This is a genomic window from Aeromonas sp. 600527 (assembly GCF_049175415.1).
In the GTDB taxonomy this organism is placed as follows: domain Bacteria; phylum Pseudomonadota; class Gammaproteobacteria; order Enterobacterales; family Aeromonadaceae; genus Aeromonas; species Aeromonas veronii_A.
Map to the genome: position 1 here is coordinate 148,400 of NZ_JAAKVA010000002.1, position 21,439 is coordinate 169,838.

19 protein-coding genes are annotated in these 21,439 nt (G+C 59.7%); 10 read left to right on the forward strand and 9 right to left on the reverse strand.

Going from position 1 to position 21,439, the window contains the following annotated elements; all coding sequences use genetic code 11:
* Positions 1-21: 21 nt before the first annotated feature.
* Complete coding sequence (locus G5154_RS04175) at positions 22-1,203, reverse strand: DUF1615 domain-containing protein (protein WP_421250389.1); 1,182 nt, start codon at positions 1,201-1,203, stop codon at positions 22-24.
* Positions 1,204-1,460: 257 nt separating this feature from the next.
* On the opposite strand from G5154_RS04175, the gene G5154_RS04180 reads away from it, so the two are divergent.
* Positions 1,461-2,495, forward strand: coding sequence for a sterol desaturase family protein (locus G5154_RS04180; RefSeq protein ID WP_421250503.1), 1,035 nt, complete (start codon positions 1,461-1,463; stop codon positions 2,493-2,495).
* A 124-nt stretch (positions 2,496-2,619) separates the two neighbouring features.
* Here the strand turns inward: G5154_RS04180 and carB are convergent, their stop codons facing one another.
* Both carB and carA read right to left on the reverse strand, forming a co-directional pair.
* Positions 2,620-5,844, reverse strand: a complete 3,225-nt coding sequence (gene carB / locus G5154_RS04185; RefSeq protein WP_421250390.1) for a carbamoyl-phosphate synthase large subunit — start codon at positions 5,842-5,844, stop codon at positions 2,620-2,622.
* 20 nt (positions 5,845-5,864) lie between these two features.
* Positions 5,865-7,001: a glutamine-hydrolyzing carbamoyl-phosphate synthase small subunit gene (carA, locus tag G5154_RS04190; RefSeq protein WP_216978446.1), complete on the reverse strand. Its 1,137-nt coding sequence runs from the start codon at positions 6,999-7,001 to the stop codon at positions 5,865-5,867.
* Positions 7,002-7,068: 67 nt separating this feature from the next.
* Here carA and G5154_RS04195 point away from each other — a divergent pair, with 67 nt between their 5' ends.
* Positions 7,069-7,311, forward strand: coding sequence for a hypothetical protein (locus G5154_RS04195; RefSeq protein ID WP_421243882.1), 243 nt, complete (start codon positions 7,069-7,071; stop codon positions 7,309-7,311).
* Between the two features lie 357 nt (positions 7,312-7,668).
* Here G5154_RS04195 and dapB read toward each other — a convergent pair whose 3' ends face one another.
* Positions 7,669-8,481: a 4-hydroxy-tetrahydrodipicolinate reductase gene (gene dapB, locus G5154_RS04200; RefSeq protein WP_005347132.1), complete on the reverse strand. Its 813-nt coding sequence runs from the start codon at positions 8,479-8,481 to the stop codon at positions 7,669-7,671.
* A 333-nt stretch (positions 8,482-8,814) separates the two neighbouring features.
* Between dapB and G5154_RS04205 the strand changes: the two genes are divergently transcribed.
* The 4 genes from G5154_RS04205 (at position 8,815) to serA (ending at position 13,331) form a co-directional block, all read left to right on the forward strand.
* Positions 8,815-10,149, forward strand: a complete 1,335-nt coding sequence (locus tag G5154_RS04205; RefSeq protein ID WP_042083870.1) for a Na+/H+ antiporter NhaC family protein — start codon at positions 8,815-8,817, stop codon at positions 10,147-10,149.
* Positions 10,150-10,361: 212 nt separating this feature from the next.
* Complete coding sequence (locus tag G5154_RS04210; RefSeq protein WP_337072774.1) at positions 10,362-10,958, forward strand: 5-formyltetrahydrofolate cyclo-ligase; 597 nt, start codon at positions 10,362-10,364, stop codon at positions 10,956-10,958.
* A gap of 161 nt (positions 10,959-11,119) precedes the next feature.
* The gene (gene rpiA, locus G5154_RS04215) at positions 11,120-11,773 is read left to right on the forward strand and encodes a ribose-5-phosphate isomerase RpiA (RefSeq protein WP_005353106.1); all 654 of its coding nucleotides are present in this window, start codon (positions 11,120-11,122) and stop codon (positions 11,771-11,773) included.
* Between the two features lie 325 nt (positions 11,774-12,098).
* A complete protein-coding gene (serA, locus tag G5154_RS04220; RefSeq protein ID WP_005337639.1) occupies positions 12,099-13,331 on the forward strand; it encodes a phosphoglycerate dehydrogenase in 1,233 nt (410 codons plus the stop codon).
* An 83-nt stretch (positions 13,332-13,414) separates the two neighbouring features.
* Here serA and G5154_RS04225 read toward each other — a convergent pair whose 3' ends face one another.
* Positions 13,415-13,795, reverse strand: a complete 381-nt coding sequence (locus tag G5154_RS04225; protein ID WP_005337641.1) for a diacylglycerol kinase — start codon at positions 13,793-13,795, stop codon at positions 13,415-13,417.
* Positions 13,796-13,939: 144 nt separating this feature from the next.
* Here G5154_RS04225 and G5154_RS04230 point away from each other — a divergent pair, with 144 nt between their 5' ends.
* Positions 13,940-15,001, forward strand: a complete 1,062-nt coding sequence (locus tag G5154_RS04230; protein ID WP_064336455.1) for a 3-deoxy-7-phosphoheptulonate synthase — start codon at positions 13,940-13,942, stop codon at positions 14,999-15,001.
* 117 nt (positions 15,002-15,118) lie between these two features.
* On the opposite strand, the gene G5154_RS04235 is transcribed toward G5154_RS04230, so the two are convergent.
* The 3 genes from G5154_RS04235 to G5154_RS04245 form a co-directional block, all read right to left on the reverse strand.
* Complete coding sequence (locus G5154_RS04235) at positions 15,119-15,916, reverse strand: ATP-binding cassette domain-containing protein (protein WP_421250504.1); 798 nt, start codon at positions 15,914-15,916, stop codon at positions 15,119-15,121.
* Positions 15,917-15,981: 65 nt separating this feature from the next.
* Positions 15,982-16,989, reverse strand: coding sequence for a vitamin B12 ABC transporter permease BtuC (gene btuC, locus G5154_RS04240; protein WP_421250391.1), 1,008 nt, complete (start codon positions 16,987-16,989; stop codon positions 15,982-15,984).
* Between the two features lie 97 nt (positions 16,990-17,086).
* Positions 17,087-17,818, reverse strand: a complete 732-nt coding sequence (locus G5154_RS04245; RefSeq protein ID WP_421250392.1) for a substrate-binding periplasmic protein — start codon at positions 17,816-17,818, stop codon at positions 17,087-17,089.
* A 112-nt stretch (positions 17,819-17,930) separates the two neighbouring features.
* Between G5154_RS04245 and G5154_RS04250 the strand changes: the two genes are divergently transcribed.
* Together G5154_RS04250 and tapW are read left to right on the forward strand one after the other, a co-directional pair.
* A complete protein-coding gene (locus G5154_RS04250; RefSeq protein WP_005353120.1) occupies positions 17,931-18,287 on the forward strand; it encodes a DMT family protein in 357 nt (118 codons plus the stop codon).
* Between the two features lie 58 nt (positions 18,288-18,345).
* On the forward strand, positions 18,346-19,485 hold the full coding sequence (tapW, locus tag G5154_RS04255) for a type IVa pilus ATPase TapW (RefSeq protein WP_005353124.1): 1,140 nt from the start codon (positions 18,346-18,348) through the stop codon (positions 19,483-19,485).
* Positions 19,486-19,579: 94 nt separating this feature from the next.
* Here the strand turns inward: tapW and G5154_RS04260 are convergent, their stop codons facing one another.
* Entirely contained in the window at positions 19,580-20,029 is a 450-nt protein-coding gene (locus G5154_RS04260) for a methyltransferase family protein (protein ID WP_421250393.1), read from the reverse strand.
* Between the two features lie 173 nt (positions 20,030-20,202).
* Between G5154_RS04260 and alr the strand changes: the two genes are divergently transcribed.
* Positions 20,203-21,432 carry an alanine racemase gene (gene alr / locus G5154_RS04265; RefSeq protein ID WP_043825627.1) on the forward strand — a complete coding sequence of 410 codons (1,230 nt, stop codon included), beginning with the start codon at positions 20,203-20,205 and terminating at the stop codon, positions 21,430-21,432.
* The last annotated feature ends 7 nt before the right edge of the window (positions 21,433-21,439 follow it).

Sequence of the window (21,439 nt, forward strand, 5' to 3'; positions counted from 1 at the left end):
TGGCCGCCCTTGTTGTGTTTCTTAGCGAATGGTCGCCATCTGCCGCACGCAGCGCTGCTCCCTGTCATCCACCCGCTTGGCAAACCAGGCTGTGGTGAGGTTGCGGGTGATCTTGGGGCTTTTCAGCTGAATGCCCGGCAGGATGGCGCGGGGCAACCGCTTGCCCGCTTTCTGGTCTGCCAGCGTAAACACGCGATGATAGAGGTCGCTCTGGCCAAATTCGGCGGTATCGCCAAGTTTGAGGCTCTGATGGATCGCCTGCTGACTCATGTTGATCCGGCTGGCGATGGTATAGACCGCGAGTTCCGTCTTGCCCGGCAGGTCGGAGTCATAACGGATCAGATCGCCATCTAGAGCCAACGTGGTACCGCTCAAGCGGCTGACGGCGGCCTGAAAGGCGGCATTGCGACTGGCGTACCAGCCGGCGTTGAAATCGGCAAAGCGGTAGAGGGTATCCGGGTAGTCGACGGGATAACCGAAGATATGTTTGGTGCCAAACCAGATGCCGCCGCGACGGGTAAAGACTTCGTGGCGGATGGAATCCTTGATTGGATAGGGGTAGCCACGGGCGTTGGCCTCGGCAAAGGCGATGCTCACCTGCATCGGGCCACCAGTATGCACCGGGTTGAGGTTGCCAAACAGCGTCTTGCCCATCGGCAGCATGCTGATCATGTCTTCGAAGATTTCACTCATCTCCCGCTCGGTACGCAACTTGTCGATCCGCTCGGCGTAGCTCTTGCCAGTGGGCGAGTTGATGGAGAGCGCGGCCCGCACCATAAACTCGGGGATCAGCAGCTTGGCCGCCCGCGAGTTGATCTCCTTCCAGGCGATCTTGCCAAGGCCCGGCACCACGGGGTCGGCCTGATAGGTCGCCTCCTGTTCCGCTACCGCCAGCACGGTACAGACGTTGTGGTCATTGACTGTCACCCCCTGGGTAGTGAGTGCCGTCACCACATCGTTGGCCCACCCCTGCTTGTCAACTACATGGCGGGGCAGAAACCTCACGATGCGGCTCTTCATGTCCGTCGGCTTGCGCGGCTGCATGGCTGGCGGGGTCGCCTTTTTGGCGGGCACTGTCGCGCCCGTTGTGTCGCCAGGCGCCGGGACAGAAGCGGGATCGCTGGCACAACCGGCCAGCAGCAAGGGGATCAGCAGCGCCAGCGTGCGCATGGCAGGGGAAACAGAGAAGAGAGAGAGCGTCATCGAATATCCGGTACTGAGGCTGGAGGCAAACCCGCCCGGCGGCGGGCGCACACATGATGGCTCATTGTAGAGAATTGATCCACAAGGCTAAAGTCCCATCGCCTCGCCCCTCTCCCTGACCAGACAGGGGTTGCCGCAACAGGAGCGCCCCCATATATGACCAGATAACAGGAATGACCCGACAACAGGCATGGGCTTTTATCGAGAGTTGTTTACATTTAGAATGCCGCCGCCAGGATGCTCACGGTATGGACCCTATGGATACGCTCACCCATCTCTTTGCTTACGTGCAGCAGTGGCTGCTCACTCCGATCTGGCACTGCCTGACCGGACTGTTTGACTTCAACGGGCGGCTTGGGCTCCCCTTTCTGCTGATATCCGGCCTCATTGCCTACCTCCTCTACCGTGTGCGCCGGCGCCAGCAAGGCCCGGCAGCGGGCAGTTTCGCCGGTTTTCTCGGCGGCCGGGCCCTCTGGCTGCATCCCTCTGCCCTGCTCGATTATCAGTACTATCTGGTGCGCGCCCTGCTCCATGTGGCCCTGATCGTGCCGCTCCTGACCCTGCTTAACCCCTGGCTTTTGCAGGCAACGGATATTACCTCCGCGCTTAACCGTCTGTGGGGGGCGCGTCCCCGTCTGGCCGAGGCGAGCTGGCTGATGATGCTTTATGGTCTCGGGGTATTTCTGGTCAGCGATTTCGTCCACTACTGGCTGCACCGTCTCTTTCACAGCCGCTGGCTGTGGGAGTTTCACAAGGTGCACCACAGCGCCACCGTGCTGGTGCCACCGACTGCCAGCCGCATTCATCTGGTGGAAAAGCTCTCTGAAATCCTGCTCAAGGGGAGCGCGCTCGCCCTCTACTCCGGTGCTTTCTACTGGCTGTGCGGCGGCTCCGTGCGCCCCTACACCCTGTTTGGGGTGGGCTATCTGGTGCTGATCTTCAACTCGCTGGCCGCCAATTTGCGCCATAGCCATATCTGGCTGTCGTTTGGCCCTCGGCTGGAGCATATCTTCAACAGCCCGGCCCAACACCAGATCCACCACAGCCGGGATCCCCGCCACTTCAACCACAACTTCGGTATCAACCTGTCACTGTGGGACTGGTGGTTCGGCACTCTTTACGTCACCAACCACCAGCCAGAGCCGCTTACCTTCGGGGTCGGCCCGAAAGACAATGTGCGCTACAGCCGCTTGGGCGCGCTGATCCTGCGCCCCTTTCTGGTCACGGCCCACAAGCTGTGGCATGCCCTGCCCCATCCACGCAGTCGCAAGCCGCAGCCTGATTTACGGTAGCCACGCTCTTCCCCCCATGAATTTGGCCCCCGTAGCGCCAAACCCGTCGTTATAAAAAAGCCCCCGCCATTGCTGGCGGGGGCTTGTCATCTATGCGATGCGAGCATGGCTCGCTTGCAGAGCGTTAGCGGTTGTTCACCCGCTCGTGCAGCTCCTGCACCGAGTTGACGCTGGCAGTGGCATCAACGCTGATGGCCATGCAGGTCGCGAATGCCTCGTTCATGGTGGTGGTATACGCCACCTTGTTCTGCAAGGCGGCGCGACGCAGTTGCTTGGAGTCCTGGATCGCCACCCGCCCTTCGGCGGTGTTGACGATGTAGGTGTACTCGCCATTCTTGATACGGTCGAGAATGTGCGGGCGACCTTCATGCACCTTGTTGACCAGGCGCGGGTTGATGCTCGCCTCACCCAGTGCGACTGCGGTACCGTGAGTGGCATCCAGCTCGTAGCCCAGCTCCAGCAGCTTGGCAGCCAAATCGACCACCTGCGCCTTGTCGCTGTGACGCACCGACAAGAGGGCACGCCCCTCTTTCGGTACAGCGTGGTTGGCCCCCAGCTGCGCCTTGGCATAGGCCTCGGCGAAGCTGCTGCCTACCCCCATCACCTCACCGGTAGAGCGCATTTCTGGCCCCAGCAACGGGTCAACCCCCGGGAACTTGGCGAACGGCAGCACCACCTCTTTCACCGAGTAGTAGGGCGGGATGATCTCTTTGGTAAAGCCCTGTTCTTGCAGCGACTGGCCGGCCATCACACGAGCGGCAATCTTGGCCAGCGGGGCACCGGTCGCCTTGGAGACGAACGGCACGGTACGGGCGGCACGCGGGTTCACCTCGATGAGGTAGATGTCATCGCCCTTGACCGCGAACTGCACGTTCATCAGGCCGATAACGCCGAGCTCCAGCGCCAGCTTGCGCACCTGCTCGCGGATCTCGTCCTGAATCTTCTTGGACAAGGTGTAAGGAGGCAGGGAGCAACCGGAGTCACCGGAGTGGATACCGGCCTGCTCGATGTGCTCCATGATGCCGCCGATGACCACGTCGGTGCCGTCGCAGATGGCATCCACGTCCAGCTCGGTCGCATCGTCCAGGAAGCGGTCCAGCAGTACCGGCGATTCGTTGGAGACGCTCACCGCCTCGGCGAAGTAGCGACGCAGATCCTGCTCGTCATAGACGATTTCCATGGCGCGGCCACCCAGCACGTAGGAGGGGCGCACCACCAGCGGATAGGTGATCCGCTCGGCCAGCAACACGGCCTGCTCCAGCGCGGTGACGGTGCCGTTTTCCGGCTGCTTGAGGCCAAGGCGCTCGACGGCAGACTGGAAGCGCTCGCGGTCTTCGGCGCGGTCGATGGCATCCGGGCTGGTACCGATAATCGGCACACCGTTGGCTTCCAGTGCACGGGCCAGTTTCAGCGGGGTCTGGCCGCCGTACTGGACGATAACGCCCTTGGGTTTTTCGATGCGCACGATTTCCAGCACATCTTCCAGGGTGACCGGTTCGAAGTAGAGACGGTCGGAAGTGTCGTAATCGGTGGAGACGGTCTCCGGGTTGCAGTTGACCATGATGGTCTCGTAACCGTCTTCGCGCAGGGCCAGCGCCGCGTGCACGCAGCAGTAGTCAAACTCGATACCCTGACCGATACGGTTCGGGCCGCCGCCGATGATCATGATCTTGTCGCGGTTGCTCGGGGCCGCTTCGCACTCCTCGTCATAGCTGGAGTACATGTAGGCGGTGTTGGTGGCGAACTCGGCGGCGCAGGTATCGACCCGCTTGTAGACCGGGAAGATGTTGTGGCGGGCACGCAGTTTGCGCACTTCCCCTTCGGCCACACCGAGGATCTTGGCCAGACGGGCATCGGCAAAGCCTTTGCGCTTCAAGGCTCGCAGGAAGTCAGCATCGAGACCGGCCATGCCGCGCTCTTTCACCTCTTCTTCCAGCTTCACCAGGTCTTCAATCTGTACCAGGAACCAGGGGTCAATCTTGGTCAGCTTGAAGATGCCATCCATGGAGAGGCCGGCGCGGAACGCATCGGCGATATAGAAGATACGGTCGCTACCGGCATCCTGCAGCTCGTGACGGATGCGGGTCAGGGAGTCCGGGGCATTGAGGTCAACCATGGGGTCGAAGCCGGTTTTGCCGGTCTCGAGGCTGCGCAGGGCCTTGTGCAGGGACTCCTGGAAGTTGCGGCCGATGGCCATCACTTCGCCGACCGACTTCATCTGGGTGGTCAGACGGTCGTTGGCACCGGCGAACTTCTCGAAGTTGAAGCGCGGCACTTTGGTAACCACGTAGTCGATGGCCGGCTCGAAGGAGGCCGGAGTACGGCCGCCGGTGATGTCGTTCATCAACTCGTCCAGGGTGTAACCGATGGCGAGTTTGGCGGCGATCTTGGCGATGGGGAAACCGGTCGCCTTGGAGGCCAGCGCCGAGGAGCGCGACACCCGCGGGTTCATCTCGATGATGACCATGCGGCCATCTTTCGGGTTGATACCGAACTGGACGTTGGAGCCGCCGGTCTCGACGCCGATTTCGCGCAGCACCGCCATGGAGGCGTTGCGCATCAGCTGGTACTCCTTGTCGGTCAGCGTCTGGGCTGGCGCGACCGTGATGGAGTCACCGGTGTGGATACCCATGGGGTCGAAGTTTTCGATGGCGCAGACGATGATGCAGTTGTCGTTGCGATCCCGCACCACCTCCATCTCGTACTCTTTCCAGCCAATCAGCGACTCGTCGATGAGCAGCTCTTTGGTCGGCGACAAGTCCAGACCGCGCTCGCAGATCTCGACGAACTCTTCGGTGTTGTAGGCGATGCCGCCACCTGAGCCGCCCATGGTGAAGGAGGGACGGATGATGCAAGGGAAGCCGACCATCTGCTGCACGCCCCACGCCTCTTCCATGTTGTGGGCGATGCCGGCACGCGGGCACTCGAGGCCAATGCTGCGCATCGCCTTGTCAAAACGGGAGCGGTCTTCGGCCTTGTCGATGGCGTCGGCGGTGGCACCGATCATCTCGACACCGAACTCGGCCAGCACGCCATGCTTCTCCAGCGCCAGTGCGCAGTTAAGCGCAGTCTGGCCGCCCATGGTGGGCAGGATGGCGTCCGGGCGCTCTTTCTTGATGATTTCGCGCACCACTTCCCAGGTGATGGGCTCGATGTAGGTGGCGTCCGCCATCTCCGGGTCGGTCATGATGGTGGCCGGGTTGGAGTTGACCAGAATGACGCGGTAACCCTCCTCGCGCAGGGCTTTGCACGCCTGGGCGCCGGAGTAGTCAAATTCGCAGGCCTGGCCGATGACGATGGGGCCGGCGCCGAGGATCAGGATGCTCTGAAGGTCGTTACGTTTTGGCATGAAACTCTTTCCTCTTTTCCTTAGGCGCGATACTGCTTAATCAATTCAATAAAGTGGTCAAAGAGACCGGCACAATCGTGCGGGCCTGGGCTCGCCTCGGGGTGACCCTGGAAGCTGAAGGCCGGTCGGTCGGTGCGATGGATGCCCTGCAGTGACCCATCGAACAGGGAGACGTGGGTGGCGCGCAGGCAATCCGGCAGGGTGTTTTCGTCCACTGCAAAGCCGTGGTTCTGAGCGGTGATCATCACGGTGTTGTCGTCGAGGCTCTTGACCGGGTGGTTGGCACCGTGGTGGCCGAACTTCATCTTGACGGTCTTGGCGCCGGAGGCCAGACCCAGCAGCTGGTGACCCAGACAGATGCCGAACACCGGCGTGTTGGTATTAAGGAAAGCCTTGATGGCGTCGATGGCGTAGTCGCACGGCTCGGGGTCGCCGGGGCCGTTGGAGAGGAAGATGCCATCCGGGTTCATCGCCAGTACCTCGGCGGCCGGGGTCTTGGCCGGTACCACGGTCAGGCGGCAGCCACGGTCAACCAGCATCCGCAGGATGTTGCGCTTGACGCCAAAGTCATAGGCCACAACGTGATATTTCAGCTGGTCAGCATCCGGGGTGACATGCCCCTTGCCAAGCTGCCAGCTGCCTTCGGTCCAGTTGTACGCCTCACCAACCGTCACCTCTTTGGCCAGATCCATTCCCTTCAAACCTGGGAAGGCGCGGGCCTGTTCGAGGGCATAGGCTTCATCGACTTGCTTGCCGGCCAGAATGCAGCCAGCCTGAGCGCCTTTCTCGCGCAGGATGCGGGTCAGTTTACGGGTGTCGATGTCGGCGATGCCAACGATGTTGTGAGACTTGAGGTATTCGGAGAGGGATTGCTGATTGCGGAAATTGGAGGCAAGTATCGGAAGGTCCCGGATGATCAATCCCTGAGCATGGATCTGACTGGACTCTTCATCTTCGCTGTTGGTGCCGGTGTTGCCTATATGGGGGTAAGTGAGGGTGACTATCTGACGTGAATAAGAGGGATCGGTGAGGATTTCCTGATAGCCCGTCATCGACGTATTGAAAACCACTTCACCAACGGAACATCCCTCGGCGCCTATCGACACGCCTTTGAACACAGTTCCATCTTCCAGCACTAGCAATGCAGTGTGATTCAAGACAACCTCCAGTTATTTAGCTTTAAATTCAGCAATTTACCTGGGTGTTGCGGGCTCGGTTCCGGTCTTGGACAGGACTCGAACCCGGCAGATTTCTGGCAAATTGGGCGCATTCTACTTAAAAAAAGTGGCATTTCAACGTCTTTTCTCAGATGAAATGCATCTAAATTCAATAAAAAAGCAACATTACCCATTATCTATGCACTCAACTGCTTTGCAACCCCCTCCAGCGAAAGAAAAGGAAAAACCACCAACAAAAGATGCCGCCAAGCCAGCAATAGCAACAAAAATGAACAAAAAAACCAATTAAAACAATGTTGTTTATTTTTACATAAAAAACATTAATGACAGATTTGACGCTTTTATGATGACAAGAGTGAACATAAAAAATGGAAAACGTTTTTCATTGTTTGAATTTTTAGTCTCTTCTTTGTCGTGTAAAAAAATGGCTTAATCCGCCATAAAGATGCTCAAATCTGTTACCTGGTGATGACATTCAGGAAGGGAAAATATGGTGGATAAAGCAATAATGTGATTTATAAGGCATTCAGATAAAAATTGAAGGAAGCGAGCCTTTTTACACAAACTCTGGCTGACTGACAGCAAAAACCCCGGCAAGCCGGGGTTTTTGCTGTCAGCTGTAGTACGAAAGTGCAGCACAGAGACATCACTTGAGATTGAGCACGTCCTGCATGTCATAAAGACCGGCACCCTGCTGACCAAGCCACTTGCCCGCGCGCACAGCACCGTTGGCGAAGGTCAGGCGGCTGGAGGCCTTGTGGCTGATCTCCACCCGCTCGCCGATATCGGCAAACATGACGGTATGCTCCCCCACCAGATCGCCGGCACGAATAGTGGCAAAGCCGATAGTGTTGCGATCCCGCTCGCCAGTGATCCCCTCGCGGCCATAGACGGCGCACTCCTTGAGATCCCGGCCCAGGGTTTTGGCGACCACCTCCCCCATGGAGAGCGCAGTACCGGATGGCGCATCCACCTTGTGGCGATGGTGGCCCTCGATGATCTCGATGTCGGTGTAATCCCCCATCACCTTGGCGGCCTGCTCCAACAGCTTGAAGACCAGGTTGACCCCGACCGAGTAGTTGGAGGCGAACACGATACCGATCTGCTTGCCTGCCTCTTTCAGGGCGGCCTTGCCTGCATCGTCAAAACCGGTGGTGCCGATCACCATCTGCTTGTGGTGGGCCAGCGCAAAGGCCAGATTGGCCAGCGTCACCTCGGGGCGGGTAAAGTCGATGATGAGGTCAAACTCATCGCGCACCTTGTCCAGACTGTCGCTGATGGCCACGCCCAGATGGCCCAGCCCATTGAGCTCACCGGCATCAAGACCGATCACCGCCGAGCCCGGCCGCTCCAGCGCAGCCCCGACCACCACGCCATCGGTGTTGGTGATGGCCTCCAGCAGCACCTTGCCCATACGACCATTACAGCCCATCACGGCCACACGGATCGGATTGTCCATCTCCACCCTCTCATCTCTTTTAATTATGGAAAGAGACCGTTTTACCAGCCTGTGCCAGCTTTGAAAAGCCCACAGTGAGCCAGCAGAGACAACCGACAAATAAACGAAATATTTAATTTAATCCGAACATTTAACGGATTTAGTCAGAGTGACAAAATCGAAAGATAAAAACACCTATCCATCTGGACGTCTATCTTGACCTTAAGGGATTGACTCACTACTGTGGGCACCCCAATGCGGCAGGATGCCCGCCCTGTTTTTCCCCTATCCCTATCCGATACAGGCACAAAGCAGTTCATGACAGGAGGTCATTGTTCAATTTCAGAGGAACACATGATCCAGACTCAACCCAGTGCCAGGGCCTTGCTGCCACTTCTGGTTTTTCTCGCACTCTTTATCGGTACCGGTACCTGGCTGACCCTGCAGGGGGTCGAATTCGCCTTCTATCAGCTGCCCGCTCCGGTTGCTGCCTTGCCAGCGGTGATGCTCGCCCTGCTGCTTGGCAAAGAGAGCTTCAACAGCAATCTGGAGACCTTCTTCAAGGGGGTCGGCCACAGCAATATCATGGCGATGTGCCTTATCTATCTGCTGGCGGGCGCCTTTGCCAGCGTGGCCAAGGCCACCGGCGGGGTTGATGCCACCGTGGCGCTAGGTCTCTCCCTCATTCCCGGCTGGGCGCTGTTGCCCGGGCTGTTCCTCATCTCTGCCTTTATTGCTACCGCCATGGGCACCTCCATGGGCACCATAGGTGCCGTGGCGCCGGTCGCGCTGGGCGTGGCGCAGGCGGCCGGTATCGATCCGGTACTGATGGCAGGCACCATTCTCTCCGGCGCCATGTTTGGCGATAACCTCTCCATCATCTCCGACACCACCATCGCGGCCACCCGCAGTCAGGGGTGCGAGATGAAGGACAAGTTCCGCGAGAACTTCAAGATTGCGGCCCCTGCCGCCATCGCGGTGATCCTGCTCTATCTGACCCTGGGCTCAGTGGGTGAATCCCCTGCCAGCGGTAGCGCCATCGAGCTGTTCAAGGTGATGCCTTATCTGCTGATCCTGGGGCTGGCGCTCGCCGGGGTGAATGTGTTTGTGGTGCTGGGGATCGGTATTCTGGCCGCCGGAGCGGTGGGCATGATCAACGGCTACGCCATCGGTCAGTTCAGCAAGGATATCTATCAGGGCTTTACCGGCATGCAGGAGATCTTCCTGCTCTCCATGCTGATCGGCGGCCTCGGCGCCCTGATGGAGCGTCAGGGTGGTCTGGCCTGGATCAGCGAGCGCATCAGCGCCCTGATTGCCCGTTTCACTCGCGAGCACAATGGTGAACAGAACGAGAAAGCGGCCGAGCTCGGCATCGCCGGGGTGGTGAGCCTCACCAACCTCTGCACTGCCAACAATACCGTCGCCATTATCGTTGCGAGCAAGGTGGCCCGGGATCTGGCCGAACACCACGGTGTCACCCCACGCCGCGCAGCCTCCATGCTCGATATTTTCTCCTGCGTGGTACAGGGTCTGATCCCCTGGGGCGCACAGGCGCTGCTGCTGGGATCCATCTTCGCCCTGTCACCGCTGGCGGTAGTGAGCATGAGTTTCTACCCGATGGCACTCGCGGTAGCGGCACTGATTGCCGTGTTCGTGAAGCACCAGATGCGCGGCAAGGCTGACAAGTAACAGACCAGAGGCTGACGCGCCGACATGCCGTCAACAGGGGCCACACCCTGGCCCTTGTTGACTCACTATCGGATCCGCCAGCATTTACCCCACCGTCCCGGGCATCCGCCGTCCGGGGCGGGAGTTCCCCTGTCCCCCTTAACGTCAAGAGTGAATGTGCTAAGGTAGAGCGCATTCAAGCCATCGATGCGCAGCTATACCAGAGGTTCCCCATGCATGAGTCCCAACCCGAACGTCAATCCCTGCGCCAACTGGTTCGTCAACGCCGCAAAAATCTGAGTCCGGCCGAGCAACAAGAAGCGGCTCAGCAGCTACTGGCCCAGTTCAAGCAGCACCCCGAGATCCTCGCCGCCAAACGGATTGCCCTCTATCTGGCCAATGACGGGGAAATCAATCCCTTGCCCACCATCCATTGGCTGTGGGCCCAGCACAAAGAGGTCTACCTGCCGGTGCTTCACCCCTTTACCCCGGGTCACTTGCTCTTTTTGCGCTACACCGCCACCAGCCCCATGGTGCGCAACCGCTACGGTATCGAAGAGCCGGAGCTGGATATCCTGCAGGTGGTGCCCCACAGTACGCTCGATCTTATCTGCACCCCGCTGGTCGCCTTTGATGCCGAGGGCAATCGCCTTGGCATGGGGGGTGGCTACTATGATCGTACCCTCGCCATCTGGCATGAGCACAAGCTGGGCCCCAAGCCACTCGGCATTGCCCACGACTGCCAGCAGGTAGACGCGGTCCCGCAAGAGGTGTGGGATGTGCCGCTGCCCCAGATCATCACCCCGAGCCACTGCTGGCGCTTTGAATAGGCCGTTTTTGGCCGGCAATCCCGGCTTTGTGCGCGCAAACGCAGAATAAACAGGCAAACGATTTACAAAGTCCCTCTTTTTGCCCCGGAACGTGAGCAACAAGGTCGCGACGGGGTACCGGGTTGGATATAATGCGCCCGCTTTTTTCTTAAGGAACGATCATGACTCAAGATGAAATGAAGAAGGCGGCCGGTTGGGCTGCGCTCAAGTATGTGGTTCCCGGCACCATCGTCGGGGTGGGCACCGGCTCTACCGTCAACCACTTTATCGACGCGCTGGCGACCATGAAGGACGAGATCAAGGGGGCGGTATCCAGCTCCGTGGCCTCTACCGAGCGCCTCAAGGGCTTCGGCATCACCGTATATGATCTCAACGAGATCGACGCCCTCTCCGTCTATGTGGATGGCGCCGACGAGATCAACGCAACCCGCGACATGATCAAGGGCGGTGGCGCAGCCCTGACCCGCGAGAAGATCGTTGCCGCCGTCGCAGACAAGTTCATCTGCATCATCGACAACACCAAAACCGTCGACGTGCTGGGCCAGTTCCCGCTGCCGGTGGAAGTGATCCCGATGGCCCGCGAATACGTGGCCCGTGAAATCCGCAAACTGGGTGGCAACCCGGTGTGGCGTGAAGGCGTGGTCACCGACAACGGCAACCACATTCTGGATGTAAAAGGCATGGCCATTACCGACGCCAAGGCGCTGGAAGTGCGACTGAATGCCATTGTTGGCGTGGTCACCAACGGCCTGTTTGCCGCCCGCGGCGCCGATGTTGTCCTGATCGGTACGCCGGACGGCGTGATTACCCAGTAATCCCGACACCGGCAGCACAGTGCAGCGGCATCCTCCCTCGCACGCCAGCGCCACTCTGCCAGCCCTGACGCAGCAGCGGTGTTGATTGAGCCCCCGGGATGGGATATGACCCAAACATTGCACTGTGAATAAATGACGGCGCCTGATGGCGCCGTTTTTATTTATCCCTCAACAAGTTGCATACGGATGTTTACAACATTCGTTGATAACTTCAAAGAATTTGACTTTCGTCACAAATATTCCCTCTCCCAAACGTTTTTGCTACTTTACGGTTTTCTTCGCACACCAAATCTGCACTTACGTTTGCACATACAGAGGGATCGTCATGACTGCCAAGTTTTCGTTGGACAAGGATAAAATCAAGGTTCTGCTGCTGGAGGGGGTTCACCCCAACACCGTAGAGACCTTTCGTGCCGCAGGTTACACCAGTGTGGAGTATCTCAAGACCTCGCTCTCCGAAGAGGAGCTGATCGAGCAGATCCGCGATGTCCATTTCATCGGGCTGCGCTCCCGTACCCAGATCACCGAGAAGGTGCTCGACGCCGCCAACAAGCTGGTCGCCATCGGCTGCTTCTGCATCGGCACCAACCAGGTCGAGCTGGAAGCGGCCCAGATCCGCGGCATTCCGGTCTTCAACGCCCCCTTCTCCAACACCCGTTCGGTCGCCGAACTGGTACTGGGCGAGATCCTGCTGCTGCTGCGCGGCATCCCCGAGAAAAACGCCAAGTGCCATCGCGGCGTGTGGGAAAAACTGGCCAACCGCTCGGTAGAAGCGCGCGGCAAGAAGCTTGGCATCATCGGCTACGGCCATATCGGTACCCAGCTTGGCATCATCGCCGAGAGCATCGGCATGAAGGTTTATTACTACGATATCGAGAACAAGCTCTCGCTGGGCAACGCCATTCAGGTGCCGAGCATGGTCGAGCTGCTTAATATGTCTGACGTCATCAGCCTGCACGTACCGGAGACCGCCTCCACCAAGAACATGATCGGAGCCGAGCAGCTGCGGATGATGAAACCGGGCGCCATCTTCATCAACGCCGCCCGCGGTACCGTGGTGGATATCGACGCCTTGGCTGACGTCATCAAGAGCGGCCATATCGCCGGCGCCGCCATCGACGTCTTCCCGGTCGAGCCCAAGTCCAATGACGAGGAGTTCCAAAGCCCGCTGCGGGGGCTGGAAAACGTGATCCTGACCCCGCACATCGGTGGCACCACCCATGAAGCGCAGGAGAACATCGGGCTGGAAGTGGCCAACAAGCTGGTCAAATACTCCGACAACGGCTCCACCCTCTCCGCCGTCAACTTCCCGGAAGTGTCGCTGCCGGGCCACAAGGGCTCCAGCCGCCTGCTGCACATTCACCGCAACCAGCCTGGCGTGATGAACCAGATCAACCAGATCTTCGCCGAAGAGGGGATCAACATCGCCGGTCAATACCTGCAGACCAGCAGCCATATCGGTTACGTGGTGATCGACGTGGAGACCGAGCACAGCGAGAAGGCGCTCGCCAAGCTCAAGGAGATCAACGGCACCATCCGCGCCCGCATCCTCCACTGATAGATCCGTGTATCCAAGCAGCAAAAAGCCCGCCATGATGACGGGCTTTTTTACGTTGTGGAGCCTGATAGCTGCGTGATGGCTTACCACCATCCCAACAGGTTGCGGCCCACCAGCGCGCCCCATACCAGGGCGTTCAGGGCCAACGCGATAAAGACGGCGGCAGAGCCCAAATCCTTGGCGCGACCGGAGAGCTCATGATGCTCGGAGCCAACCCTGTCTACCACAGCTTCAATGGCGGAGTTGAGGATCTCGACGATCACCACCAGCCAGCTGATGACGATAAGCAGCAGGATCTGGTTGAGAGAATCCCCCAGCCAGAAGGCCAGTGGCATCAGCAACAGGATCAGCATCAGCTCCTGCCGAAAAGCCGCCTCATTAATCCAGGCTGACTTGAGCCCCTTCATGCTGTAACCGGTTGCGTTGATGATACGGGTGACCCCGGTTGCCCCTGGCTTTGCCACGCTATCTACCTCATTTGGAATCGATTTTGGCCTCACATCCTATCAGAGCCCCCCAAGGTTTCAATCAGGGGACTTTTGCTTTATTTTATCCCTTTGCTTTTTCGCCCCTTGCGGCTGACACCACCCACTCGAGACTTGAGTTGTATGTCCATTCACACAGATGAATTGCGCACCCGTCGCCTGGAGTCACTGATCACTCCGAGCGAGCTTGCACACGCGTTTCCGATCACCGATACCATTGCCCAGAATCTGCTGGATGCCCGTCGCGAAGTGGAAGCCATTCTGGCCGGAGACGATCAGCGCCTGCTGGTCATTGTCGGCCCCTGCTCTATCCATGATCCCGCTGCTGCTCGCGAGTATGCCCAGCGCCTCAACGCCCTGCGCGAGCAGTATAAAGAGAGCCTCTGCATCGTGATGCGCACCTATTTCGAGAAGCCGCGCACCATCGTCGGCTGGAAAGGGCTGATCAACGATCCGCGCCTCGATGGCAGCTTCGACGTCAACGAAGGGCTGAAACTGGCGCGCAAACTGCTGGTCGACATCAACGAGATCGGCATGCCCACCGCCACCGAATTCCTCGATATGGTGACCGGCCAGTATATTGCCGACCTCATCACCTGGGGCGCCATCGGCGCACGTACCACCGAATCCCAGGTACACCGCGAGATGGCCTCCGCCCTCTCCTGCCCGGTCGGCTTCAAGAACGGCACCGACGGCAACACCCGCATTGCCATCGATGCGGTGCGCGCCGCCCGCCACAGCCACATCTTCTATTCGCCGGACAAGGACGGCAAGATGACCATCTACCGCACCGCCGGCAACCCCTTTGGTCATGTGATCCTGCGTGGCGGCCACCGCCCCAACTACGACACCGCCAGTGTCGATGAAGCGTGTGAAGCGTTGGCCGATGTGGGCCTGCCGGAGCGTCTGGTGGTCGATTTCAGCCACGGCAACAGCATGAAGGATCACCGCCGTCAGCTGCTGGTGGCGCAAGATATCTGCGATCAACTGCGCCGCGGCCGTACCGGCATCGCCGGCATCATGGCAGAAAGCTTCCTGGTGGAAGGGCGTCAGGATGTGGAGAACGGCTGCGCCGCCACCTTCGGCCAGAGCATCACCGATGCCTGCCTGTCATGGAGCGACACCGAAACCCTGCTGGCGATGCTGGCAGAGGCGGCGCAGGTGCGCCTGAGCAAACAGGCTTGAACTGCGAATAAAACCAAAGGGGCCGGTATTTTTGATACCAGTCCCCTTCTTCTTGCTGTCAGCCGATTACGCTTCGCTAATCGGCCCTACATGCGCCCTCTTTCCTGTACACCCTACTTACAAACTGGGCATAAACCACACGCGCCCTGCCGCTTCGATGCGGTCGGTGCGGATCTGGAATACCTGTGCCAGCAGCGCCTCATCCACCAGCTCGACACCCCCTTCGCGCACCACCGAGCCCTGTTGCAGGCAGAGAATTCGGTCGGCCCAGTCGATGGCCAGATTGATATCGTGGATGGCGAGCACCACCAGCAAGCCTTGCCCGGCCAGGGTTTTCAGCAAGCGCAATAGCGCCAGCTGGTGATGCAGGTCGAGCCCCGCCAGCGGCTCGTCCAGCAGCAGCACCTTGCCGGTCGGATTGAGGCCCGGCCACACCTGCAGAAGGGTGCGGGCAATCAGCACCCGCTGCTGCTCGCCCCCCGACAACCGGCTGAAGTCACGAGCCAGCAAGGCTTCCAGCTCCAATGCCTCGCACAGTGCGTTTATCGCCTCATTCTGTCTGGCGGGCGCAACCGCCTCATCGAACCCCAGGCTCAACACCTGAAACACCGGAATATGAAACAGCTGGGGCTGACGCTGGGGTAGCATGGCACGCTGCTTGGCAAGCTCGGGCCAACTCAGGTCAGTAAGCACCTCCCCCCCCAGCAGCACTGTGCCATCGGCGGGTAAAATCCCCGCCAGCGCCCCGAGCAGGGTCGACTTGCCACTGCCATTGGGGCCAAGCAGCGCCACCAACTGGCCGCCATGCCAGCGGATATCCAGGGGAGAGAGCCGTCCGGCAATGGCGAGTGCGCGCGCCTCCAGCAGCGGCGCAGCAGCACGAGAAGAAACCGGCATGGGATCAGCGGGTGACATCGGCATCTTGCCTCAACAACGGGTAAATAGGGAGACTGCGCACCCCGACCAAATCATGCAGATATTCATGCAGCACCATCGGCAGTTTGCCTCAATAGCAGGTAGATAAAGAGCGGCGCCCCCACCGAGGCGGTGATGACGCCGATAGGCAACTCCCCCGCGCTCAGGGTGGATCGAGCAACCAGATCGGCCGCCAGCAGCAGGGCCCCGCCGCCAAGCGCCGAGGCAGGCAGCAGAAAGCGCTGATCGCTGCCACCGCAGAGCCGCAGCAGATGGGGCACCACCAACCCGACAAAACCGATGACACCGCACAACGACACCGCCACACCGGTCAGCAGACAGACCGCCAGCACCAGCCGCACCCGCATCTTGTCGACATCCATCCCCATCAGGCGGGCCTGAGTCTCCCCCAGCAGCAACTGTTGCAGCGCCTTGCCCTGCCAACAGAGCCAGCCCAGGGTGAGCGGCAGCACCAGCCACCACCAGCCAAACTGCTGGCTGCCGTAAGAGAGGCTCCCCATCATCCAGAACATGAATTCACGCAAGGAGCCATCGTCGGCAAAGTACATCAACCAGGTCATGGCGGCATTGGTAAGAATACCGATGGCGACGCCAAACAGCAGCAAGCGGGCATGACCGAGACGAGCCCGGCGAGCCAGCCGAATGAGCAGCATGGTCACCAGCAGGGCGCCACCGAAGGCCGCCAGCGACAGCCCCCAGCCGGGCAGATAGAGGCCTAAGGCCTTGGCCACCGCCATCGCCACCATGGCGGCAAGGCCTGCCCCGCTTGAAACGCCAAGCAACCCGGGCTCCGCCACCGGGTTGTGCAGCATCACCTGCAATACGGCGCCGCCACAGGCAAGGGCTGCGCCAGCCAAGAGGGCCAGCAAGGCACGGGGTAGCCGCAGCTCCAGCAAGATGCGCTGTTCGAGATCGCCAAGGGGCTGCCAGGGCAGCAGCACAAACTCGCCCCAGACGAGGGAGAAGAGAAACAGCTGCAGGGTCAGCAGCGTCAGGCCACAGAGCCAGCGCCGCTGCCAGCGCTGCTGGCGGGCGATAAGGGAGAGGTACAAGGAGGATCCCCGAATAACAAGGCTTCCCCCCGGCCCTGTCGCAGCGCCGGGGGAGAAGCAGGAAAAGGGCATGATAACAGTGGCTTGCCACCCAAGGTCAAGGCTGGTAACGCTTGGCCATCACCCTTATCTCGCCGCTGGCCACCAGATTTTGCAGCGCCACCAGCAAGGGCTGGCGCAGCGACTGGTGAGGTGAGTGCTTGCTCATCCCCAGATAGAGGGTTACCGGCGTGGCGGGGCGGTAGTCCGCCTTGCCTATCCGGCTGGCATTTCCCTGACTCTGGGCATAGTCCACCTGACAGTCGGTGCCAATCATCAGCGGCAGGTGACCACGCTGCACCATGCGCAGCAGCTGATCTTCGGTGGGTACTCCGTGCTTGTCGAGGCGGCTGTCACTGTTGAAGGGCTCAAAGTAGGCGGAGTTGAGCACATAGCCCACCTTCACCCCCTGCAGATCGCGGTATTGGTGGATCCGGGCTACATTGACCGGCTGACCATAAAACGCGGGCCAGCACTGGTAGTAGGCAGGCTGCAGATAGTCGATAAACTGCGCCCGCTCGGCGGTATAGGCGAGGCCAATCATCAGATCGACCTGACCGGTTTGCATCTGCTTGAGCGCCCTGCCCCACGGCATCCGCCGTACCAGCAACTCAATGCCGCTCGCCTGTTGCAACCGGCGCAGGATGTCCATGTCGAGCCCCTGCAACCGGCCATCCGCTTGCAGGATGCGAAATGGCGGCCACAGATCGGTGGCCACCGTCAGCGTCGGGGCCGCACGCACCGGCATGGCAAATAACAGTAACAACACAATCCCGCATAACTTGCCCATCCCGTCGCATACCTCGCACGGCTTATCCTGTTGGTTAAAAATACCCTCCCGCACCACGTATGAAAACCCGTGGTTCAGGGATAAAATGCGCCGGATTTTCAAGGAGAACCCTATGAACCCGATTTTCGCCAGTATCGGTCTGCTGCTCTGCAGCAACGTCTTTATGACCTTCGCCTGGTACGCTCACCTCAAGAGCATGAACCATAAACCCTGGATCATTGCCGCCCTGGTGAGCTGGGGGATCGCCCTGTTCGAATACCTGCTGCAAGTGCCCGCCAACCGGATCGGCCATACGGTGATGAGCGTGGGCCAACTTAAAATCCTGCAAGAAGTGATCACACTCACCGTATTCGTCCCCTTCTCTATCTTCTATCTCAAGGAAGATCTGAAATGGGACTATCTCTGGGCAGGGCTCTGCATTCTCGGTGCGGTCTTTTTTGTCTTTCGCGAGAAACTGACCGGCGCCTGAGGCTGTACACTCAATATCATCCCGCTCATGGCATCTCATTGATCGACGAGGCAAAAAAATGGAATTGCGAGACATGTTACAGATCCTGGCCAAGCAGGATGGCTCAGACCTCTATCTGTCGACCGGCGCGCCCCCCTGCGCCAAATTTAACGGCGGCCTGCGCCCCCTCAACGAAACGCCGCTGGAGCCGGGTGAAGTGGCGCGGATCGCCGCCGAGATCATGGATGGCGAGCAGAAGCAGCAGTTCGAGAAGGATCTGGAGATGAACCTCGCCATCTCCCTGCCCCAGATCGGCCGCTTTCGGGTCAACATCTTCAAGCAGCGCAACGAAGTCTCTCTGGTGGCCCGCAACATCAAGACCGAAATCCCCCGCTTTGAAGATCTCAAACTCCCGCCTGTGCTGCTCGACACCATCATGGAAAAACGCGGTCTGGTACTGTTTGTCGGCGGTACCGGGTCGGGTAAATCTACCTCGCTGGCAGCGCTTATCGACCACCGCAACCGCAACAGCGGCGGCCACATCATCACCATCGAGGATCCGGTAGAGTTCGTTCATCGCCACCGCAAGAGCATCATCAACCAGCGGGAGGTTGGCGTGGATACCCGCAGCTTCCACGCCGCCCTGAAAAACACCCTGCGTCAGGCGCCGGACGTCATCCTTATCGGTGAAATTCGCGATCGCGAGACCATGGAACATGCGCTGGCCTTCTCCGAAACCGGCCACCTTGCCATCTCCACCCTGCACGCCAACAACGCCAACCAGGCGCTGGATCGCATCATCAACTTCTTCCCCGAGGAGCGCCGCCCCCAGCTGCTCAACGATCTGGGCAACAACCTCAAGGCTTTTGTCTCCCAGCGGCTGGTGAAAACCACTGATGGCGGCCGCCGGGCCGCAGTGGAGATCATGCTCGGCACCCACACCATCCGCGACATGATCAAACGCGGCGAATTTGGCGGCCTCAAAGAGGTGATGGAAAAATCGAAGGCCCTCGGCATGGTTACCTTCGACAGTGCCCTGTTCGACCTGGTGGTGGAAGGGGTGATTGAGGAAGAAGAGGCGGTGAAAAACGCCGACTCGGCCAACAACCTGCGCCTCAAGATCAAGCTGTGGAAGGAGAAGGGGCAGATCGCCAGCAGCAGCGATGCCACCGGCTGGAGCCTCGAACCCACCAAGGACGAGAAGGGCGATTTTTTCTAACCAGTTCCTCGAGAACCCCGGGCCCGCCCGGGGTTCTCTTTATCCAGCACGGCTGACCCGAATTATCCGCTCAGCCCACGCAGGTCACTGCCAATCAGCACCAACGGCGAACACGCTGGCAATACGCCACATACTCGTTGCCGAAGCGGGCGCGCAGCAGCCGCTCCTCCGGCACGATCTGGAAACGGGTCAACCAGGCCACCAGCACGATCGGCCCAGCCCAAACCCAGACACCCCCGAGATAACAACCCCAGGCGGCCAGCCAGCAGAGCAAGCCCAGATACATGGGATTGCGACTGAGGCGATAGACGCCACAGGTGACCAGACGGCTGGTGTGCTGAGGCTTGGTGGGGCTGACCGTAGTCTGGTGGTGGCGAAACCGTTGCAGGGCACCAAACCCCATGATGGCCCCCGCCACGATCAGCACAGTCATCGGCACCATTACCCACACCCCGGGCTGCTCTGCGCCCCTCAGCCACCACATGGCCCCCGCACAGAACAGAAAGATCAGTGGTGGCGGCAAACGTAACTCAAGATTGACCATTTTCTTCCCCTGACGAGTGTCGGCCGAACCCGTGTTGCGGTAGACTCCCAACCAGTCAGCGCCTGTTGAGAGTGACAAAGATCATAATAATAACAACAAGTTGTGGTTAAACCACCACCAATGTGGCCGACCCCGTCCAAACTATCCAACGCGAACAACAAAAAGGAATCACCATGCACAAGAAAACTCTGCTGGCTACCCTGATCTTCGGCCTGCTCGCGGGCCAAGCCGTTGCGGCTCCCTATCTGCCCCTTGCGACGGATCATCGCAACGGCCAGGAGCAAACCGCCAGCAACGCCTGGTTGGAAGTGGATCTGGGCGCCTTTGAGCACAATATCCAGACCCTCAAGGATCGCCTCGGCGACAAGGGCCCGCAGATCTGCGCCATCATGAAGGCCGACGCTTACGGTCATGGCATCGACCTGCTGGTCCCCTCCGTGGTCAAGGCCAATATCCCCTGCATCGGCATCGCCAGCAACGAAGAGGCGCGCGTCGCCCGCGAGAAGGGCTTTACCGGCCGTCTGATGCGGGTGCGTGCAGCCACCCCGGATGAAGTAGAGCAGGCCCTGCCCTACAAGATGGAGGAGCTGATCGGCAGTCTGGTGAGTGCCCAGGGTATCGCCGATATCGCCCAGCGCCACCACACCACCATTCCGGTGCATATCGCGCTCAACTCCGCCGGCATGAGCCGCAACGGCATCGACCTGCGTCTGGCCGATGCCAAGCAGGATGCGCTGGCCATGCTCAAGCTCAAGGGGATCACCCCGGTCGGCATCATGACCCACTTCCCGGTTGAGGAGAAAGAGGACGTCAAGATGGGGCTGGCCCAGTTCAAACTGGACTCCCAGTGGCTGCTGGAAGCAGGCAAGCTGGATCGCAGCAAGATCACCATCCACGCCGCCAACTCCTTCGCCACCCTGGCCGTGCCGGACGCCTACTTCGACATGGTGCGCCCGGGCGGCCTGCTCTACGGTGACTCCATCCCCTCCCACACCGAGTACAAGCGGGTGATGGCATTCAAGACCCAGGTCGCCTCGGTCAACCACTATGCAGCGGGCAACACCGTCGGTTATGACCGCACCTTTACTCTCAAGCGTGACTCCTGGCTCGCCAACTTGCCGCTGGGCTACTCCGACGGTTATCGCCGCTCCCTGAGCAACAAGGCCTATGTGCTGATCCAGGGTCAGAAGGTGCCGGTGGTCGGCAAGACTTCCATGAACACCATCATGGTGGATGTGACTGATCTGAAAGGGGTGAAACCCGGCGACGAGGTGGTGCTGTTTGGCCGTCAGGGTGACGCCGAAGTGAAACAGGCGGATCTGGAGGAGTACAACGGCGCCCTGCTGGCGGACATGTACACCATCTGGGGCTACACCAACCCCAAGAAGATCAAACGCGGATAACACGATA

Excerpts from the sequence above, each read along its gene's own strand:
- carB (WP_421250390.1), bottom strand. The coding sequence starts at position 5,844 with ATGCCAAAACGTAACGACCTTCAGAGCATCCTGATCCTCGGCGCCGGC.
- G5154_RS04205 (WP_042083870.1), top strand. The coding sequence starts at position 8,815 with ATGATCCAGACTCAACCCAGTGCCAGGGCCTTGCTGCCACTTCTGGTT.
- tapW (WP_005353124.1), top strand. The coding sequence starts at position 18,346 with ATGGAATTGCGAGACATGTTACAGATCCTGGCCAAGCAGGATGGCTCA.
- serA (WP_005337639.1), top strand. The coding sequence starts at position 12,099 with ATGACTGCCAAGTTTTCGTTGGACAAGGATAAAATCAAGGTTCTGCTG.
- G5154_RS04260 (WP_421250393.1), bottom strand. The coding sequence starts at position 20,029 with ATGGTCAATCTTGAGTTACGTTTGCCGCCACCACTGATCTTTCTGTTC.
- G5154_RS04210 (WP_337072774.1), top strand. The coding sequence starts at position 10,362 with ATGCATGAGTCCCAACCCGAACGTCAATCCCTGCGCCAACTGGTTCGT.
- G5154_RS04235 (WP_421250504.1), bottom strand. The coding sequence starts at position 15,916 with ATGTCACCCGCTGATCCCATGCCGGTTTCTTCTCGTGCTGCTGCGCCG.
- G5154_RS04180 (WP_421250503.1), top strand. The coding sequence starts at position 1,461 with ATGGATACGCTCACCCATCTCTTTGCTTACGTGCAGCAGTGGCTGCTC.
- alr (WP_043825627.1), top strand. The coding sequence starts at position 20,203 with ATGCACAAGAAAACTCTGCTGGCTACCCTGATCTTCGGCCTGCTCGCG.
- rpiA (WP_005353106.1), top strand. The coding sequence starts at position 11,120 with ATGACTCAAGATGAAATGAAGAAGGCGGCCGGTTGGGCTGCGCTCAAG.
- dapB (WP_005347132.1), bottom strand. The coding sequence starts at position 8,481 with ATGGACAATCCGATCCGTGTGGCCGTGATGGGCTGTAATGGTCGTATG.
- G5154_RS04250 (WP_005353120.1), top strand. The coding sequence starts at position 17,931 with ATGAACCCGATTTTCGCCAGTATCGGTCTGCTGCTCTGCAGCAACGTC.
- G5154_RS04245 (WP_421250392.1), bottom strand. The coding sequence starts at position 17,818 with ATGGGCAAGTTATGCGGGATTGTGTTGTTACTGTTATTTGCCATGCCG.
- G5154_RS04230 (WP_064336455.1), top strand. The coding sequence starts at position 13,940 with ATGTCCATTCACACAGATGAATTGCGCACCCGTCGCCTGGAGTCACTG.
- G5154_RS04175 (WP_421250389.1), bottom strand. The coding sequence starts at position 1,203 with ATGACGCTCTCTCTCTTCTCTGTTTCCCCTGCCATGCGCACGCTGGCG.